Below are 17170 nucleotides of genomic sequence, written 5' to 3' on the forward strand. Positions count from 1 at the left end.
GCCCGATTGAGATTGCCGGGCGCGGCTGATGTTTTTTGTCTGAGTACGGCTGGCAGCCCCAGGTTTTAGTGGGTCAGAACCTTGGTGGACTGCGGGCTGGTGGCGGCTTGCTGCTGGCGCAGCAGCTGCTCAAATTTTTCTGCACAGAGCGGCGGGCTGCACAAGTAACCCTGATAATGGTCACAGTGCTGCTGGCGTAAAAACTCGAGTTGGGTGGCGGTTTCCACCCCTTCTGCCAGCACTTTAAAACCTAAGGTATGGGCAATGCCGATAATAGCGGTGGCAATAGCCATATCGTCTTTGCTGCTGGGAATATCATCAATAAATTTTTTGTCGATTTTTAATACATCCAACGGGAAACGTTTTAAATAGGCCAGCGACGAATAACCGGTGCCAAAATCGTCAATCGCCAGCCGGATCCCCAAACCGCGCAGTTGATTCAGTGTGTCTATCACCGCTTCTTCGTTTTCCATCAGCGCACTTTCGGTCAGTTCCAGCTCCAGTGCTGCCGCCGGAAACCCTGTGCTGGCGAGAGTTTCACGCACCAGAGCTTTCATATCAAAACGTTTAAACTGGCTGGGCGACACATTGACCGCCAGCGTCAGATCGCACCAGCCCTGCTCGCGCCAGCGTTGCCCCTGAGCACAACTTTGCAGCAGGACAAAACTGCCGATGTCGTTGATCAAACCACAACTTTCAGCGACCGGAATAAAACGGGCCGGGGAGATCATACCTTGTTCCGGGTCAAACCAACGTACCAGTGCTTCAGCGCCGATAATACGGCCGGAGCTGATGTCGAGCTGCGGCTGATAATACACTTGCAGATGACCCTGGCGGATGGCTTTACGCAGATTTGACTCCATGGTGAGCCGGTCACGCGCGGCTTGGGTAAAAGCATCCGCATAAAAGGTAAAGGTGTTGCGCCCCTCTGCTTTGGCTTTATACAAAGCCGAGTCGGCGCCTTGCATCAGCGCCGCTGTGGTGTCGGCATGTTCAGGAAACAGACAGATGCCAATACTGGCACCCAATGTCACCTCAAACTGACTGCCCAGTACAAAAGGTTGTGACAAAGCCTGAATCAGCGCAGCAGCCAGGGTAGCGGCTTCTTCCGGCTCGGCCAGTTGTGGCAACAGCATGGCAAATTCATCACCGCCAAGACGCGCCAGTAAATCACCGGGCCGGCTTTGTTGTTTCAGCCTGCGTGCCACCTGTTGCAGCACCTGGTCACCCAGGTGATGGCCATAACTGTCATTCACATGTTTAAAGTGGTCCAAATCAAGGATTAACACCGCACCTTTGTGCTGTTCTGTGCGGGCCAGAGTTAAACTTTGCTCCAGCAGTTGCAAAAATAAATGCCGGTTTGGCAAATGGGTCAGCTCGTCATGATCGGACAAAAACTCCATTTCAGCTTCGGTGGCCCGGATTTGCGACAGATCGGTGAATATGGCGGCATAGTGGCTGATTTGCTGTTGCTCATCAAACACAGCACTGATACTGAGCTGCAGCTGCAATAACTCACCATCTTTGCGTTTATTCAGAATTTCGCCTTGCCAGTAATGTTGTTCCTGCAACATTTGCCACATCTGCTGATAAAATTCGGCCGGATGGCGGCCGGAGCGGAAAATCGCCGGTGTATGACCAATCAGTTCGCTTTCGCTATAGCCAAATAGTTGCTGCAGTGCCGGATTGGCAGAAATAATACGTTTTTGCGTGTCGGTGATCAGGATGCCTTCCCGGCTGCTGTTAAACACCGCCGCTGACAGTCTGAGTTTTTCATCCTGTTGTTTACGTTCCGTTAAATCCAGATCCATGCAAAAAATCTGCGCTGCTTTATCGTGCAGTTTCACTACGGCGTGGCCGGAATACACCGGCACCAGATGACCGTCTTTGTGTTGTAACAACAGTTCAGTCGAGGGGATAGGCTCGCCGGTTTCAGCCATCTGGCTGATGGCGCAGCGCACATCATGCTGCATTTCTGCCGGAATAATCAGTTGCAGCAGATTTTGCCCGATAGCTTCTTCTTTGCTGTAACCATAAATACGCTCGCTGGCTTTGTTCCAGTAAAAAGTGGTGCCATCAGCTTCATAACCCTGCACTGCAATTTCCGGTGTGTTGTCCAATAAGGTGCGAAAGCGCAGTTCGCTGTCCTGCCACTGTTGTTCTGCCTGTTTTTGCCGGCTGATATCTTCAATTTCCAGCAAAATGTGGCTGAGCTGCTGATTGCTGTCGAGGATGCGGCGTAATGAATAAGCTTGCCAGTAGCTACTGCGGTCGGGTCTTTGCAGCTGATACTGACCGCGCACCGGCTCCTCTGTTGCCTTGAGTTGTGCCATGGCATGAAGGATTTCCTGGCGTAACTGAGGCGGATACAGGCTGGGCAGCGCTGCACCCAGCAGCTGAGCTTCCGCGATGCCGGTGACAGGCTCAACTTGTTGATTCAGATAGCTGATAGTGCCGTCAGGGTCACAAATCACCACAGCAACCGGGCTTTGTTCCACCGCTTTGGATAATAAATCCAGCATGGCTTTGGCGTCGCTGCGCTCGACCAGAAAAGCGGCGAGACTAACAGTAAACTGAATTAAATCAATTTCTTCCGTATTGGGCGCCCTGGTTTCTACCAGGTAAATGGCAAAGGTGCCCAGCAGCGTTTTCTGACTGTTAAAAAAGGGCGTGGACCAGCAAGCGCGCAACCAGGGATAAGGCGCGGCGATCGCCTGAAATTCCTGCCATAACATGTCCTGCCGTACATCTGTTACTATCACCGGCTGGCCTGTGGCAGCAGCTGTGCCACAGCTGCCGTTGCCATAACGGATCGGCAGTCCATCCACTTTGGCGTTATATTCAGCCGGCAGGCTGGGGCCGGCGGCAACTCGCAGGCACTGGCGTTGTAAGTCGGCCAGCAAAATAGAACAGCGCAGGCCAGGTTGTTGCTGTTCGACAAAATTCACCAGTTCGGTCAGCAGTTGAGTTAATGGAATATTGTCCAGCAAACGATGCAATAAATGACTCTGGGCCTGTTGTTTGGACAGTTGTTTACGTTTTTCGCGGATGTTCTGAAAACACAACACCAGCACAGTGCCATCCTGGGATGGTGGCACCGGGATAGCACGGTAAGCACAGGGGATCACTTCGTTATTGGTGTTGAGTAATAAGTCGGCTTCACCACTCTGGGGTTGAGGTTTTTGCAGTGTGGCGGCAATGTCGCGCCATACCGAAAGTGCTGATTTTTGTTTGGCGATAATGGTCAGCATCGGCAGGCCAAGCAGTTGTTGTGGCTGTTGGTAACCCAACTGGCTTAAAGCCGCCTGATTCACAAAAGTAATGTCACCGCTTTGGGCCAGGCCAATAATGGCGTCGCCTGTGGCATCCAGCAGCAACTGCACCTGCGCCATACTGGATTCTAACGCCAGCACTGCCTGCTTTTTGGCGTCTATGTCTTCCACCACGGCCACATAATAACTCTGCTCGGGTTCAGGGGCTCTGTGCATTGATACCGATAAATTGGCCCAGAAAAACACACCATCGGCACGGCGGTAACGTTTTTCCATGTCGTAATGTTCGATAGCACCGCGATTGAGTGCCGACAGTAGCGTCAGATCGGCGGCGAGATCGTCAGGATGGGTGATGTCATGGAAACTGCGGCCGGTCAGCTCGGTAACAGAGTACTGCAGCATATCGGCAAATCGCTGATTGAGCGTTATAAAGTGACCTGTTAACGACACATGGGCCATGCCCACCGCGGCCTGGGCAAAGGTACTTTGAAAATGCTGACTGGCCACGGCGGCCCTGTGGCTTTGATACTGATACAGGCGCAGCAGCCAAAACAACAGGCCGGTACAGAGTAAAAATAATAACCAGCCATTCACCTGATGCAGTTGACTGGCTTGTTGTGTTGTCATCATGCCGGATAGCAACCAAAGATCCAGTTCTGTCAGCCAGCAGACAGCCAGCAGCACAAAGACCACGACGGCCATTTGTGGGTAGATATCATGTTGTTGAGCTGGTTCTGTGCTTTGGTGCCACATCATCCTGATGCCTTGTTCGCTGGTGGTGCTGCAAACCTGCCCGGCGGGCTCCGACTAATAAGGCGTGGTTTGCAACCGCAACTTAGGAAACAAAATCGGTATGATTTTGTGGTTAAGCGTAGTTCAAGCTATTGGAATGACCAATAAAATCGGGAATGGCGGCCGCCATTCCCGACATAAGGTCAAAAAGCGTAGACAAAAGTTAAGGAGGTCAGAGTGTCGGTTTTTTTCTTGCCGGGCGGGACATCAGTGTCGTTCTGCACTAAAAACGCTGCTTTCATCTGCATTTTGCCAATCAGGCTGGCACTGACGGCAGATTCAGCCACAGTCCTGGTGTTTTCCTCACCGTATTCCACACTCAGCGTTTGTTTAAATGAGGCTGTGGTGGAAAATGCCCAGTTAAAACTGGCTGCTGTACGTAGCATCAGACCATTTTCAGTGACATCGTTGGCGGTGCGGCCAGAGAAATAACCCGGACCAATTTCCGCGTCCAGGGTTTTGTTGTCATCCTGATACAAACGATCACCATAACCCACAGAAACCAGGCTGTATTTTTGATAAGCACCAAAAGTGTCGTCGGTGTAAGAGCCCAGGATGTACAGCTTGGCAAAATCATCGTCCAGTTTATAACCGCCTTTGGCCGACACAAAATAACGTTCTGCAGATTTTTCCGTACTGGTATTACCGTCGGCGTCGGTGATTTCGTCTTCTTTAAAATAACCGCCCAGGCTGTATTCATTGCTCCATTGGGTCAGTTCCTGTTTGCTGTCAATTTTGCCGGTGACCGAGCTACCTTTGGTGTTGCCCGACGTCATAATGGCGCCCAGTTCAGCCTGAGTGGTCCAGACTTTGGGTGTTTCTGCTGCCTGCGCCAGAGCGCTAAACAGCATCAGGGTCAGTGCGGATGTGATGCGGTTGTTCATTCCTTAACCTCTTTTTTCATATGTAAACTCATCTGCGGGAAGGGGATTTCAATCCCTTGGTGGTCAAAATCCAGTTTTACTTTTTCCAGAATGTCCCAGTAGACCGGCCAGTAATCCGCTGCCTGCACCCAGGGGCGCACCACAAGCTGTACTGCGGAGTCAGCCAGCGCGCTGACGGCAACCACAGCGGCCGGGTCTTTCAGTATCCTGGGGTCATTGCTCAGAATATCGTGCAGAATTTGTTTGGCCAGACGCAGATCTGAGTCGTAGCTGATGCCAATCACTAAATCGATGCGACGGCGTGGTTCTGCTGAATAATTGATAATGGGCCCGCCGGTGATTTGGGAGTTGGGCACAATAATTTTTTTGTTGTCGCCGGTTTTAAAAATGGTCTGGAAAATATCAATACGCTCCACCACGCCGCTGATACCCGCTACGTCTACCATGTCACCGGCTTTAAAAGGCCGGAAAATAATAATCAGCACGCCCGAGGCAAAATTAGACAAGGAGCCCTGCAGCGCCAGCGCGATCGCCAAACCCGCAGCACCTAAAATGGCAATAAAAGAGGTGGTTTGAATGCCCAGATGCGACAAAGCAATGAGCGCCACAGCAATCAGAGCACCGGCATAAACGATGCTGGATAAAAAAGACACCACAGCGCGGTCAACTTTACGTAACAACAAAGCTTTGCTGACCAACCGGGCGGCACCCAGTGCCAGCCAGCGGCCTATATAAAAAATAACGAGAGCAATCAATAAATTAAAGGCTGAATTTAGCAAAAAGTCCTGATTTTTGCTGAGGTAACTGATCATCTGGTCAAACAACGGAAAACTCCTTCTGAAGAAAGTAAAAAGACAACACAGCTGCAGCTATGCCATTGATCTAAACTCAAATATCATAACTTGTTCTGGTGTTTTTGCCCGAATGGCAGTTTAACTTTGCCGGATGAACCTCAGGTGAAGTCACAACATAGGAGCAATTTTTATGGATCTGGCCAGATTACAACAACAGCTTAAAAGTGGCCGGCAGGCGCCGCTGGAACAATGGCATCCGCCCTTTTGTGGTGATATGCCTATTCTGATCAACCGCGACGGTCAGTGGCATTACCAGCAGAGCCCGATCGGCCGGATGGAGCTGGTGAAGTTATTTGCCTCTGTGTTGCAACGCAAAAACGGCGATTATGTGCTGACAACACCTGTGGAAGAAGTGCGAATTCAGGTGGCGGATGCGCCTTTTGTGATTATTGACTGGAGCTGGCAGCAGCTGGAGCAACAACAGTTGCTGCAACTGACCGACAATCTGGGTTATCAGTATCTGGTCAGTGCTGAGTTTCCGGTGTTGCTGCAGCCTGAACCAGGTTCGGCCCTGTTGTTGCCTTATTTGCAGCTTGGCAGGGGGCTTTGCGCCAAATTCAGCCGGGCAGTGTTTTATCAGCTGGCGGAACAGGCAGAACTGGCTGAACTGAATGGTCAGCCACAGTTAGTGCTGTCCAGCGGCGATTACCGCTTTAGTCTGGGGTTGGCTGAAGACGACTGACTATCCCTGGTTTAAAGGTTAAATCACTTTGGAATAACGTTCGGCGCCACTAAGCAGATAAGCATCAAAACAAGCGGCAATCACCCGCACCCAGGGCCGGCCCAGTTCGGTGACTGCTAGTACATCCCCTTGCCAGCGGATCAACTGGTCTTTTTCACATTCAGCCAGTTGTTGCAGGCTATTGGCAAAATACTGCTGAAAATCCAGCTGCCAGCTATTGGCAAAAGCAGCGGTATCGAGACGGAAATTACACATCAGGCTGGCGATTAAATCAGCGCGGATCAGGTCGTCCTGGCTCAGGCTCATGCCTTTGTCGATGCTGCTGCCTTTATCATCAAGATCGCGGTAATACTGGTTTAAATCTTTTTGTTGTTGCCAGATTTCACTGCCAACCTGGCTGATAGCCGACACGCCAAGCCCGAGCAGAGCGTCGGCATTGTCTGTGGTATAACCCTGGAAATTACGTTGTAACACCCCTTGTTGCTGTGCTATCGCCAGACTGTCGTCTGCTCTGGCAAAGTGATCCATGCCAATCGCCAGATAACCAGCCTGTTGTAGTTTAGCCACCGACAATACCAATAACGCCAGTTTTTCGCGACCATCCGGCAAAGCTTCAGTCGGAATTTTACGCTGGGCGGCAAATCGCTCCGGCAAGTGGGCATAACTGAATAATGAAATGCGGTCTGGATTTAGCATGATCACTTGCTCCAGAGTGTCGGCAAAACTGTCGCTATGCTGGTACGGCAAGCCATAGACTAAATCCAGGTTAATTGACTGATAACCAAGAATTTTGGCACCAAGCACCAGCTCTTGCACCAGCTCGAAACTTTGCTCGCGGTTAATGCTTTGCTGCACTTTGGCGTCAAAGTCCTGTACACCAAAACTCACCCGGCTAAAACCCAGCTCGCGCAACAGCGCCAGCTTTTTTAAATCGCAGCTGCGCGGGTCAATTTCAATACTGAGCACAGCGTCGGGGCTAAAGTGAAAATACTGACGAAGGTTCTGCATCATCAGTCGCAGCTGGGCTTCATCCAGAAATGTCGGCGTGCCGCCGCCCAGATGCAGCTGAGTAACCTGCTGATGTTGGGTGGCCTGCTGATAAAACGCCATTTCCTGCTGTAAATATTGCAGATAACGGTCGGCTTTAGTCTGGTCGCGGCTAATCACTTTGTTACAGCCACAGTAATAACAAAGTTGCCGGCAAAACGGTAAATGCAGATACAAACTCAGTGCCGGCCCACTCTGGCGCAGTGCCTGTAAGGCTTTCTGGCTGCTATAGCCACTGCGTAACAACAAAGCTGTTGGGTAAGAGGTATAACGTGGCCCTTTCACGTTGTATTTTTGTACCAGAGCTTCGTCCCAAATCATCGTGTTCATATCGCATTCGCTTCTGTGGTGCTGGCGACATCATAGCTGCTGTGATTTAGTAGGCTTTGATCCAACACAACAACAGCACAGATTGCTGAAAACAATAAGCCAGTGCAGCACGCTGGCATTAATCCGGGACCATAGATGAAAACAACATACAGTTTAATATGCAGTGCGCTGCTGATGCCTGCTCTGGCGCAGGCTGCCACCCTTATTCATGCCGGTACTGTCATTACCGCTGAAGGCTCACAGCTGTTGAAAAACCACACTCTGGTGGTTGAAGGCGACAAAATCAGTGGCATGGAAGCCGGATTTCGCAGCCCGGCCAGTGGCGATGTGCTGATTGATCTGAAAAATCACACTGTGATGCCGGGCCTGATGGATATGCATACACACTTTTCTTACCAAAGCAGTCCGACAGCCTACAGCGAAGGCTTTACCATGAATGAAGCAGATGTGGCGCTGCGTGGTGCTACTTATGCCGAAAAAACACTGTTGTCAGGCTTTACCACGGTGCGGGAGCTTGGTGACAGTCATCACATCAGCACAGCGCTGCGTAAAGCCATTGATGCCGGTTATGTCAAAGGGCCGCGTATTTTTACCGCCGGTAAATCTATTGCCACTACAGGCGGTCATGCTGATCCAACCAACGGTGTGGCTTATCAGCGTATGGGCGACCCGACCCCGGCTGATGGCGTGATTAATGGTGCGGATGATGCCCGTAAAGCAGTGCGGCAGCGTTATAAAGAAGGCGCTGATTTAATTAAAATCACCGCGACCGGCGGTGTGCTCAGTGTGGCTAAAAGTGGCATGAATGCTCAGTTTAAAGACGATGAGCTCAAAGCTATTGTGGAGACCGCCAAAGATTATGGTTTTACCGTTGCTGTCCATGCTCACGGCAAAGAAGGCATGGAGCGGGCCATTAAAGCCGGGGTCAATTCGATTGAACACGGCACCTTTATGGACGACAACACCATGAAGCTGATGAAACAATACGGCACTTATTTTGTGCCGACCATCAGCGCAGGCAAATATGTGGCGGAAAAAGCTAAGGTGCCTGGATTTTTCCCCGAGATGGTGCGGTTAAAAGCCGCGGCTATCGGGCCTTTAATTCAGCAAACTTTTGCCCGTGCTTATAAAGCCGGGGTGAAAATAGCGTTTGGCACAGATGCCGGTGTCGGCATGCATGGTGATAACTGGCAGGAGTTTGTATTTATGACCGAAGCTGGTATGCCGGCACTGGCGGCCATTCAGAGTGCCACTATTGAAGGTGCCCGTTTGTTGGGTGTGGAACAAAGTATGGGCAGTCTGAAGGTGGGCAAAATTGCCGATATTATTGCAGTGCCTGGTGACCCACTGACGGATATTCAGTTGATGGGCAAAGTAAACTTTGTGATGAAAGCTGGGGTGGTTTACAAAAACTAATCTGCTGACAAATGCAGTGTGTTGCGATAACGCACTGCATCTTTGCATCAGTGTTCTGTAGTGATGAACTGTTTCGCGGATTCAGCATTACGCCAGTAATCTTTAGCGCTCTGAGAGCCGAAGCGATGCAGCAGCGTTGTTAATGCCGCTGCTGCAATAAGGCCAATAAACCTTCAATATCCTTTTCAATAGCGGCTTTGAGCTCAATTTCTTTTTGCTGGCGCAGATGATCCTGCCGGCGTAATTCCTTTTTCTCCAGTGCTTTGCGGGCATCATGGGTTGGCATGTCTTTGATCAAATCGTACATCTCAAACAGCGCTGGCCAGCGACAGGCCTGCGCCAGTTCAGGCTGCATATTTTCCAGCAACACCCAGATGCGAAGCGCCGCTTCTGAAGGTTCACATTGTTGCTCCAGCGTGGCCTTGCCAATCAGCGTGATACTGTCGAGCAGATATTGCTGCCGTTCGGCCAGCTTTTGCTGATGTGCCTGCAATGCCTGTTGTTGTTTTTGCTGTTGTGCTTTTAACTGAAACAGCAATTTGCCAAGATAAAAGGCCAGACCCGCGATAATCAACAAACCGACAACAAACAACGTCATCCACATCACATTCACCTGTTGTTACTCTCCGAGTAAGTCTTTACGCCAATCCGTCTGTTCCAGTTTGGCCAGTGGGTCTAAATCTTCGTCGTCTTCATCTTCGTCCAGATCTAAACCTAACAAAGTCAGCAGCTCGGCATGGCGGGCTGTTTTGGCGTTAAAGTATTTGGCGTCTTTGCCGGTCAGAATTTCGCCCTGCTCGGTGCGTTCTAATAATTCTGCCAGGCGTTCATCCTGCTCAATTTGCGCCAGTTCAACTTCAGGGGCAATTTCTACCGGTTTGGCTTTGGCCAGTACAGCCTTAGGTTGAGTGGCAGGTTCCAGCAGTTTTTGTTCGGCAACAGTAGCCACCAGAGGAATAGGCTTTTTGCTGCCGATGCGTGGATCTTTGTTTTTGCTGCCGCTGGTTTCGGCTTTGTCGGCTTGCACTAAAGCGTTACGGCTGCCGGATTTTAAGCCTGCGCCCTTTTTCTTGGTTTCTACCGGACGGTCACGTTCCTGGCGGGCTTCTGCAGCCGGTTTATGCCTGATACCAATCTGGCCTGAGGTCCGTGATTTTTTTTTGCGAGTCATAATGTCTACCTGTAGAAAAGGGCGCGTATTTTAACCAGTTTTGCCGGTGCTGCCTATGTATTTTAGCGCTGAAGTCAGATCTGGCATGATTTGCCGGGTTTGAGGTGATGTTTTGGGCTGTAGTTGCGAGTGATCAGACATTTATGCTGACAGGTATGACACAAACAAAAAATGGCCCAAAAAACAAAACGGCAGTTAGGGTTACCTACTGCCGCCAAAGTGTTGCACTCAAAGGTGCTGAATTTTTGCATATCGTCCTGACTTACGTGAGACACCCTGTCTGGACAGTTTCCCTATATTGTTAGGTCATTTCCCTATTTAAATAATTATTCGCGATCGTCCTAATACTTTTTAGCTCTTCCATGGATCGCGTTAAAAACGCTGCATCAGTCATGATGCTTTTTTAATTAGCTAGCACTATTGCTGTCCGTGCATATTGTCCGTTTTGTTGAGTTGTTACAATCTGTAACGGGGTTTAATTTACTCCGATCCGGCGGAATGGCAATACTATGATCAAAAAAAAATCACAAAAAAACTGAACTAATTTCAACAGTCAAATTAAATCAGTTAGTTAGCATAATTAATCAGATGAGTTTGCGAAATATGGAAGTGTTTTTGGGTATTTATCTTACGTGCTGTGTGAGATATATCTCACAGCGAGCGAAAAATATTCAGTAGTAATATCAGATTCGACGCATAAAAAAGCCGGTGACAGGCACCGGCTTTAGCAGAAATAGCTGCGTATTAATGTAAACCACCGAGGTATTTAGAGATGGTTTCAATATCTTCATCGGTCAGTTTTTTCGCTACATCGCGCATCATGCCATTCATGTCATTGGCACGGGTGCCGGCACGGAATGCTTCCAGCTGAGTTTTAATATAAGCAGCATGCTGGAAGGAAATTTTCGGGAAGTTCGCCAGGCTATGACCCACGCCACGAGGACCATGACAAGCAATACAAGCCGCGATACCACGGTTCATATCACCAGCACGGAATAATTTTTCGCCAGCTGCCACAACGTCTTCCGGTGTTGTGCCTGATTTCATCGTCTGGCTGGAATAAAAAGCAGCCAGATCCAGCATGTCCTGTTCTGACAGAGCGGCAACCATACCTGCCATCACAGCGTTATTCCGGCCTTCTTTACCACCGCTGGTCATGCCCAGTTTAAATTCTTTTAATTGTTTAAAGATATAACCAGCATGTTGACCGGCAATTTTTGGATACATGTCGGTCGGGCTATTACCGTCTGGACCATGGCAGGCTGCACAAGTGGCAGATTTAGCTTTACCTGCTTCTGCATTACCGACCGGAGCTGTTGTTTCTGCAGCAACAGCCTGACCGGCCAACCCTAAAAAAAGCATGACTGGAAGTGCGAATTTTTTCATGTTTATCCGTCTCTGTTCAGCGTGAACCTGCTCAAAAAGCAGGAAGAAAAAATAATAACCCTAATAATTATGTCTATTTTACACGAATCTAAGCCAGATAAAATCCCATTCATGCGGCTAATGCTTCTTCAGATCAATCAGATCCGCTACACTATAGCCAAATTTGATGTCGGAGTAAGTTGTGTACAAAGCAAAATTTAATTATCAGCAGACCAGTTTTCTAACCAGCGCCCCGGATATTACAGCTCTGCCGCCAGATACCGGCATTGAAGTTGCATTTGCTGGCCGGTCAAATGCAGGTAAATCCAGTGCTTTGAATACATTAACCCGGCAAAACAATTTAGCACGCACCAGTAAAACGCCGGGTCGTACTCAGCTGATTAACACGTTCCGCTTGGCCGATAATAAACGTCTGATCGATTTGCCAGGTTATGGTTTTGCCAAAGTGCCGCTGACGGTGAAAGAAAAATGGCAAAAATCGCTCGGTGAATATCTGATGAAGCGCCAGAGTCTGAAAGGCCTGGTGGTATTGATGGATATCCGTCATCCGTTAAAAGATTTAGATCAGCAACTGATCCACTGGGCGGTAGAAAGTGATTTGTCGGTGTTATTACTTTTAACCAAGGCAGACAAACTAAGCCCTGGCCCGCGGAAAAAAACCTTACTGGAAGTCCGAGAAGCTTCATTGGCTTTTATGGGGGATATCACTGTGCATACGTTCAGTTCGCTGAGTAAACAAGGCTTAACTGAGTTAGAGCAGGTGCTCGACGACTGGTATAGCCGCGATGATGAAAGCCAGCTTCAGGCTGAATAATCCCCACTAGTGAATTGGCGGTCTTGCTACAAGATCGCCGTTTTTATCAGGTATCACCTGACTTCCGGTAAAACCTGCATTACTTACAACACTGCTTTAAAGAAGATTTTACTCCCTTAAAAAAGAAAAACCGGCCTCTCAGAGAGAGGCCGGTATAGCAAACGGGGAGAAGCTATCAATAATTTCAAATCAACAGGGTGTCTTCAAAGAAGACGCGGTCATTATACATAGCTTTTTTTGTATTTAAAGTATTTACTCTAAAAAATCTAATTAAGTTTCAAATTTTGAATAAAAAAAACGCCCCACTGCAAGCAGTGGGGCGGCTAAATAAGCCTACTTTCTATGCTGATTCAGGATTTGACTCCAAAAACCACGAAAGATAGAACATCTTACCTCTGTACCCTACAGTTTCTGATTTTACTGTGGCGAGTTCAAAAAGCAAGCATATTTTGTAATTAAACTACATAAAATTGATTTTGTTTTGTTTTTTATGCTTATTCGTAATTAACTTACGAAGTGTGACACCAGCAAATTCAGATTATTTGATAGTTGTCAGGCAGATGTTAGCTGTGTGGTGGGCAGAAAAAAGCCCCGCTCATTCAATTGCGGGGCTTAAAGGTGAATTACCAGGAATGGGTATGCTCACGGGTAAACAGACTAAACCAGGGAAAATAAGTTCAATCAGTTTCAATACTTAGTGTGCTTCATCCCAATTCAGGCCAGAACCTGCTTCGGCCAGCAGCGGTACATCAAGTTTGGCTGCCTGTTGCATCAGGCTGACAATTTGCTGCTGGAATTCCGGTAGCAGGCCGGCATCCACTTCAAACACCAGTTCATCGTGTACCTGCATAATCATGCTGATTTTGCTTTGATCCTGCTGCTGCAACCATTGATCAACGGCTAACATGGCATTTTTGATAATGTCGGCAGCTGTGCCCTGCATCGGGGCGTTAATGGCCGCACGTTCAGCACCTTTTTTACGCGCCATGTTTTTGCTGTTAATTTCCGGCAAATACAGTCGGCGGCCAAACAAAGTTTCCACATAACCAGCCTGGTGTGCCTGAGCTCTGGTGTTTTCCATATAAGCCAGCACGCCAGGGAAACGGGCAAAATAAGTGTCGACATAATGCTGAGCTTCGCTGCGGCTGATATCCAGTTGCCTGGCCAGGCCAAAAGCCGACATGCCATAAATTAAACCAAAGTTCACGGCTTTAGCACGGCGGCGTTGTTCTGTGGTCACTTCATTCAGCGGCACAGCAAAAACTTCTGCAGCTGTGGCGCGGTGAATATCCAGACCTTGGGCAAAAGCCTCCAGCAAGGCCTTATCCTGAGATAAATGCGCCATAATGCGAAGTTCTATCTGCGAGTAATCCACCGCCAGAATACGCTTGCCAGGTGCTGCAATAAAAGCTTGACGAATACGGCGGCCTTCTTCGGTGCGGATCGGAATATTTTGCAGGTTAGGTTCGGTGGAACTTAAGCGGCCTGTGGCTGCCACTGCCTGATGATAAGAGGTATGCACCCGTCCTGTAACAGGGTTCACACTCTGTGGCAGTTTGTCGGTGTAAGTGGATTTCAGTTTAGCCAGGGTGCGGTGTTCAATAATCACTCTTGGCAATTCATAGTCATGCGCCAGTTCTGTCAGCACTTCTTCGGCCGTGGATGGTATGCCGGTAGGTGTTTTTTTCAGCACAGGCAAACCCTGTTCAGTAAACAGAATTTCCTGTAATTGTTTTGGCGATGACAAATTAAAGGCTTTACCGGCCAGGCTGTGCGCCTGTTGCTCCAGTTCACCTATCCGGTTGGCCAGAAATTCACTTTGTTGTTGCAGCAAGGCTGCATCAATCAGCACGCCGGTGCGCTCCATCCGCGATAACACCGAAAGCAGCGGAATTTCAATCTGTTGTAACACCTGAACTAAGCGACCTTCGGCTTGTAATTGTGGCCATAAATGCTGGTGCAGCTGCAGGGTAACGTCTGCATCTTCAGCGGCGTATTCGGCGGCTTTTTCCAGTTCAATCTGGTTAAAGGTCAGTTGTTTGGCACCTTTGCCGGCAATATCTTCAAAACTGATGGTCTGATGATGCAGATACTTTTGCGCCAGGCTGTCCATATCATGACGGGTGGCCACGCTGTTCAGCACATAAGATTCCAGCATAGTGTCAAAAGCCACACCACGCAGGCTGATATCGTAGCGTGCCAGCACACTCATATCGTATTTGAGGTTCTGGCCTACTTTGGCTTTGTCCGGGTTTTCCAGCCAGCCTTTGAGTTTTTGCAGCACTTCGGTTAGTGACAGCTGCTCCGGCGCGCCTATATAGTCATGACCCAGCGGCAGGTAATAAGCCTGACCCGGTGCAACGGCAAAAGACATGCCCACCAGATCTGCCTGCATATAATCCAGGCTGGTGGTTTCAGTATCAAAAGCAACCAGCTCAGTTTGTTGTAATAACAATAACAACTCATCAAAAGCCTGGGCTGTCAGAATGGTCTGATAACCGCTGCGATCAAGTTGTGCTGCATTTTCAGCCGGGGTTTGTGGTGCTGCAGTTGTGGTTGTTTGCTGTTCGGTGACCGCTTCGCTGCGCACCGTATTAATTTTGTCTGCACTTTGTACTTCAGACAGCCAGCGACGGAACTCACACTGCTGGTATAGTTCGGCCAGTTTGCCGTAGTCTGGCGTCTGAATATGCAAGTCAATCAGCTGTTTGGGCAGCTCAACGTCGGTTTTAATAGTGGCAAGCTGATAAGACAACTCCAGCTGATCTTTAAACTCACGCATTTTCTCAGCAATGGTTTTACTGCCGCGAAAACCCAGGGCTGCAATATCATCCAGTCGCTGATATAAAGTGGCAATAGAGCCAAGCCCCTGCAGTAGTGCCTGGGCTGTTTTTTCACCCACACCGGGCAAACCCGGAATATTGTCAGCTTTATCGCCCATCAGCGCGAGAAAATCGATAATCAGCTCAGGCCCAACCCCAAATTTTTCCCGCACACCGTCCGGGTCGAGGATGGTATTGGTCATGGTATTGATTAGGGTCACATGCGGGTTCACCAGCTGCGCCATATCTTTATCACCGGTGGAGATCAGCACATGACGACCTACCGCAGTAGCCTGCATTGCGATGGTGCCAATCACATCATCGGCTTCAACACCGGAAATACACAATAGCGGCAAACCCAAAGCGTGAATGATCTGATGCAGCGGTTCTATCTGGCTGCGTAAATCATCCGGCATCGGTGGGCGGTGCGCTTTGTATTCGGTATAAAGTTCATTGCGAAAGGTCGGCCCCTTGGCATCAAACACCACCGCCATCTGACTGGGATTATATTGTCTGAGCAAACTCTTCAGCATGTTGACCACACCATAAATAGCGCCAGTGGCTTCGCCTCTGGAATTGGTTAAATGTGGTGGAGAGTGATAAGCACGGAATAAATAAGAAGAACCATCAACCAGGATCAGTGGATCGGCAGGGATTTGTACCATGAGCTGAGCTCCGAATTTTTTATTAAGCATGCCACATCCGCCCTTGAACGGCCAGAATGCTTTGCGCAGAAAAAGTGGATATGTTGTGGATAAGTTTGTGCAAAAAATAACAGGCAGCAGTGTAACTACCAAGATCTTTCAGGCATCGAGCTTAAGCTAAGTTGTTGAGAATAAAACAAAAAACGAAGGGGAGAACAACATGAACCCTTGTTATTATTCTTTACATCCTGTTGTGGAAAATCTTTTTTACCATCCGCCGACCGCATGCAAATGACGTGAGCAGTAAGGGCGAATGGCTAAGTAGACTACCACAAAGAGTTCTTTTGCAAAGCAGAAAAATGAAAAAAAATTTGTTGAATAACGCATGCTTTCAGTTAGTAATTCGATGAAAAAACCATCTGAATGTGCTCAGGTTTTTAAGTTTTAGCCCGAGACCTCACTGAAGGCCGGTTACTGCTGTGTGTTGGGGCTTTCCCTCTTTGCTTTGGCAGCGCTATAATGCCCCAGAATTTGTGCGGCTTAATTTTCCGGGGATCCCGATTTATGAAAAAAATCACTGTTGTTCTAGCTTTATTAAGCTGTGCTCTGGTTGCCCAGGCCAGCACCGACGACAAAAAAATTGATGAATTAAAAGCGCGGATCGCTCCGGTTGGTCAGGTTTATCTTGCAGGTTCTGAGCCTGTTGTTGCTGCGCCTACTGGCCCACGTACCGGTGAACAGGTATATCAGAGCGCGTGTTTCGCCTGTCACGGTACAGGCGCCATGGATGCACCGAAAAAAGGTGATGCAGCCTGGAAACCACGTTTAGCTCAGGGTATGGAAGTGCTGCATAAACATGCGATTGATGGCATTCGTAACATGCCTCCACGCGGCACCTGTGGTGACTGTTCAGATGACGAAATTCTGGATGCGATTAAATTTATGACTGAAGGCGTTTAAGCCTGACTGTTGTGTGACCAGGCCGTCTGCTCTGCAGGCGGCCTTTTTATTTGCGCCTTCTGGTGTTTTGCTTCTTTGTTGTTTTTGCTGTGCAAA

12 protein-coding genes are annotated in these 17170 nt (G+C 48.9%); 4 read left to right on the forward strand and 8 right to left on the reverse strand.

What is annotated here, in order from left to right:
* Positions 1-65: 65 nt before the first annotated feature.
* From N3Z11_RS00140 to N3Z11_RS00150, 3 genes are all read right to left on the reverse strand, one after another.
* On the reverse strand, positions 66-4028 hold the full coding sequence (locus tag N3Z11_RS00140; RefSeq protein WP_260655105.1) for a PAS domain S-box protein: 3963 nt from the start codon (positions 4026-4028) through the stop codon (positions 66-68).
* A 179-nt stretch (positions 4029-4207) separates the two neighbouring features.
* The gene (locus N3Z11_RS00145) at positions 4208-4948 is read right to left on the reverse strand and encodes a YdiY family protein (protein ID WP_260655106.1); all 741 of its coding nucleotides are present in this window, start codon (positions 4946-4948) and stop codon (positions 4208-4210) included.
* Entirely contained in the window at positions 4945-5772 is an 828-nt protein-coding gene (locus tag N3Z11_RS00150; protein ID WP_260655107.1) for a mechanosensitive ion channel domain-containing protein, read from the reverse strand. The genes N3Z11_RS00145 and N3Z11_RS00150 overlap by 4 nt, the downstream gene beginning before the upstream one ends.
* A gap of 160 nt (positions 5773-5932) precedes the next feature.
* Between N3Z11_RS00150 and N3Z11_RS00155 the strand changes: the two genes are divergently transcribed.
* On the forward strand, positions 5933-6484 hold the full coding sequence (locus N3Z11_RS00155) for a DUF1285 domain-containing protein (protein ID WP_260655108.1): 552 nt from the start codon (positions 5933-5935) through the stop codon (positions 6482-6484).
* A gap of 18 nt (positions 6485-6502) precedes the next feature.
* On the opposite strand, the gene hemN is transcribed toward N3Z11_RS00155, so the two are convergent.
* Positions 6503-7861: an oxygen-independent coproporphyrinogen III oxidase gene (hemN, locus tag N3Z11_RS00160; RefSeq protein ID WP_260655109.1), complete on the reverse strand. Its 1359-nt coding sequence runs from the start codon at positions 7859-7861 to the stop codon at positions 6503-6505.
* Between the two features lie 135 nt (positions 7862-7996).
* Here hemN and N3Z11_RS00165 point away from each other — a divergent pair, with 135 nt between their 5' ends.
* Positions 7997-9277, forward strand: a complete 1281-nt coding sequence (locus N3Z11_RS00165; protein ID WP_260655110.1) for a metal-dependent hydrolase family protein — start codon at positions 7997-7999, stop codon at positions 9275-9277.
* 139 nt (positions 9278-9416) lie between these two features.
* Here N3Z11_RS00165 and N3Z11_RS00170 read toward each other — a convergent pair whose 3' ends face one another.
* From N3Z11_RS00170 to N3Z11_RS00180, 3 genes are all read right to left on the reverse strand, one after another.
* A complete protein-coding gene (locus N3Z11_RS00170; protein ID WP_260655111.1) occupies positions 9417-9881 on the reverse strand; it encodes a DUF2489 domain-containing protein in 465 nt (154 codons plus the stop codon).
* Positions 9882-9896: 15 nt separating this feature from the next.
* Positions 9897-10448, reverse strand: a complete 552-nt coding sequence (gene yihI, locus N3Z11_RS00175; protein ID WP_260655112.1) for a Der GTPase-activating protein YihI — start codon at positions 10446-10448, stop codon at positions 9897-9899.
* 744 nt (positions 10449-11192) lie between these two features.
* A complete protein-coding gene (locus N3Z11_RS00180; RefSeq protein WP_260655113.1) occupies positions 11193-11834 on the reverse strand; it encodes a c-type cytochrome in 642 nt (213 codons plus the stop codon).
* 181 nt (positions 11835-12015) lie between these two features.
* Between N3Z11_RS00180 and yihA the strand changes: the two genes are divergently transcribed.
* The gene (gene yihA, locus N3Z11_RS00185) at positions 12016-12648 is read left to right on the forward strand and encodes a ribosome biogenesis GTP-binding protein YihA/YsxC (protein WP_260655114.1); all 633 of its coding nucleotides are present in this window, start codon (positions 12016-12018) and stop codon (positions 12646-12648) included.
* 694 nt (positions 12649-13342) lie between these two features.
* Here yihA and polA read toward each other — a convergent pair.
* Positions 13343-16135, reverse strand: a complete 2793-nt coding sequence (gene polA, locus N3Z11_RS00190; protein WP_260655115.1) for a DNA polymerase I — start codon at positions 16133-16135, stop codon at positions 13343-13345.
* A 543-nt stretch (positions 16136-16678) separates the two neighbouring features.
* Here polA and N3Z11_RS00195 point away from each other — a divergent pair.
* Positions 16679-17074, forward strand: coding sequence for a cytochrome c5 family protein (locus tag N3Z11_RS00195; protein ID WP_260655116.1), 396 nt, complete (start codon positions 16679-16681; stop codon positions 17072-17074).
* Positions 17075-17170 lie beyond the last annotated feature (96 nt).

Source organism: Rheinheimera sp. 4Y26 (assembly GCF_025245835.1).
Lineage (GTDB): Bacteria > Pseudomonadota > Gammaproteobacteria > Enterobacterales > Alteromonadaceae > Pararheinheimera.

What these genes read in the sequence shown, in the direction of transcription:
- N3Z11_RS00155 (WP_260655108.1), top strand. Translation starts at nt 5,933, where the DNA reads ATGGATCTGGCCAGATTACAACAACAGCTTAAAAGTGGCCGGCAGGCG.
- yihI (WP_260655112.1), bottom strand. Translation starts at nt 10,448, where the DNA reads ATGACTCGCAAAAAAAAATCACGGACCTCAGGCCAGATTGGTATCAGG.
- polA (WP_260655115.1), bottom strand. Translation starts at nt 16,135, where the DNA reads ATGGTACAAATCCCTGCCGATCCACTGATCCTGGTTGATGGTTCTTCT.
- N3Z11_RS00170 (WP_260655111.1), bottom strand. Translation starts at nt 9,881, where the DNA reads ATGTGGATGACGTTGTTTGTTGTCGGTTTGTTGATTATCGCGGGTCTG.
- N3Z11_RS00145 (WP_260655106.1), bottom strand. Translation starts at nt 4,948, where the DNA reads ATGAACAACCGCATCACATCCGCACTGACCCTGATGCTGTTTAGCGCT.
- N3Z11_RS00140 (WP_260655105.1), bottom strand. Translation starts at nt 4,028, where the DNA reads ATGATGTGGCACCAAAGCACAGAACCAGCTCAACAACATGATATCTAC.
- hemN (WP_260655109.1), bottom strand. Translation starts at nt 7,861, where the DNA reads ATGAACACGATGATTTGGGACGAAGCTCTGGTACAAAAATACAACGTG.
- N3Z11_RS00165 (WP_260655110.1), top strand. Translation starts at nt 7,997, where the DNA reads ATGAAAACAACATACAGTTTAATATGCAGTGCGCTGCTGATGCCTGCT.
- N3Z11_RS00195 (WP_260655116.1), top strand. Translation starts at nt 16,679, where the DNA reads ATGAAAAAAATCACTGTTGTTCTAGCTTTATTAAGCTGTGCTCTGGTT.
- N3Z11_RS00180 (WP_260655113.1), bottom strand. Translation starts at nt 11,834, where the DNA reads ATGAAAAAATTCGCACTTCCAGTCATGCTTTTTTTAGGGTTGGCCGGT.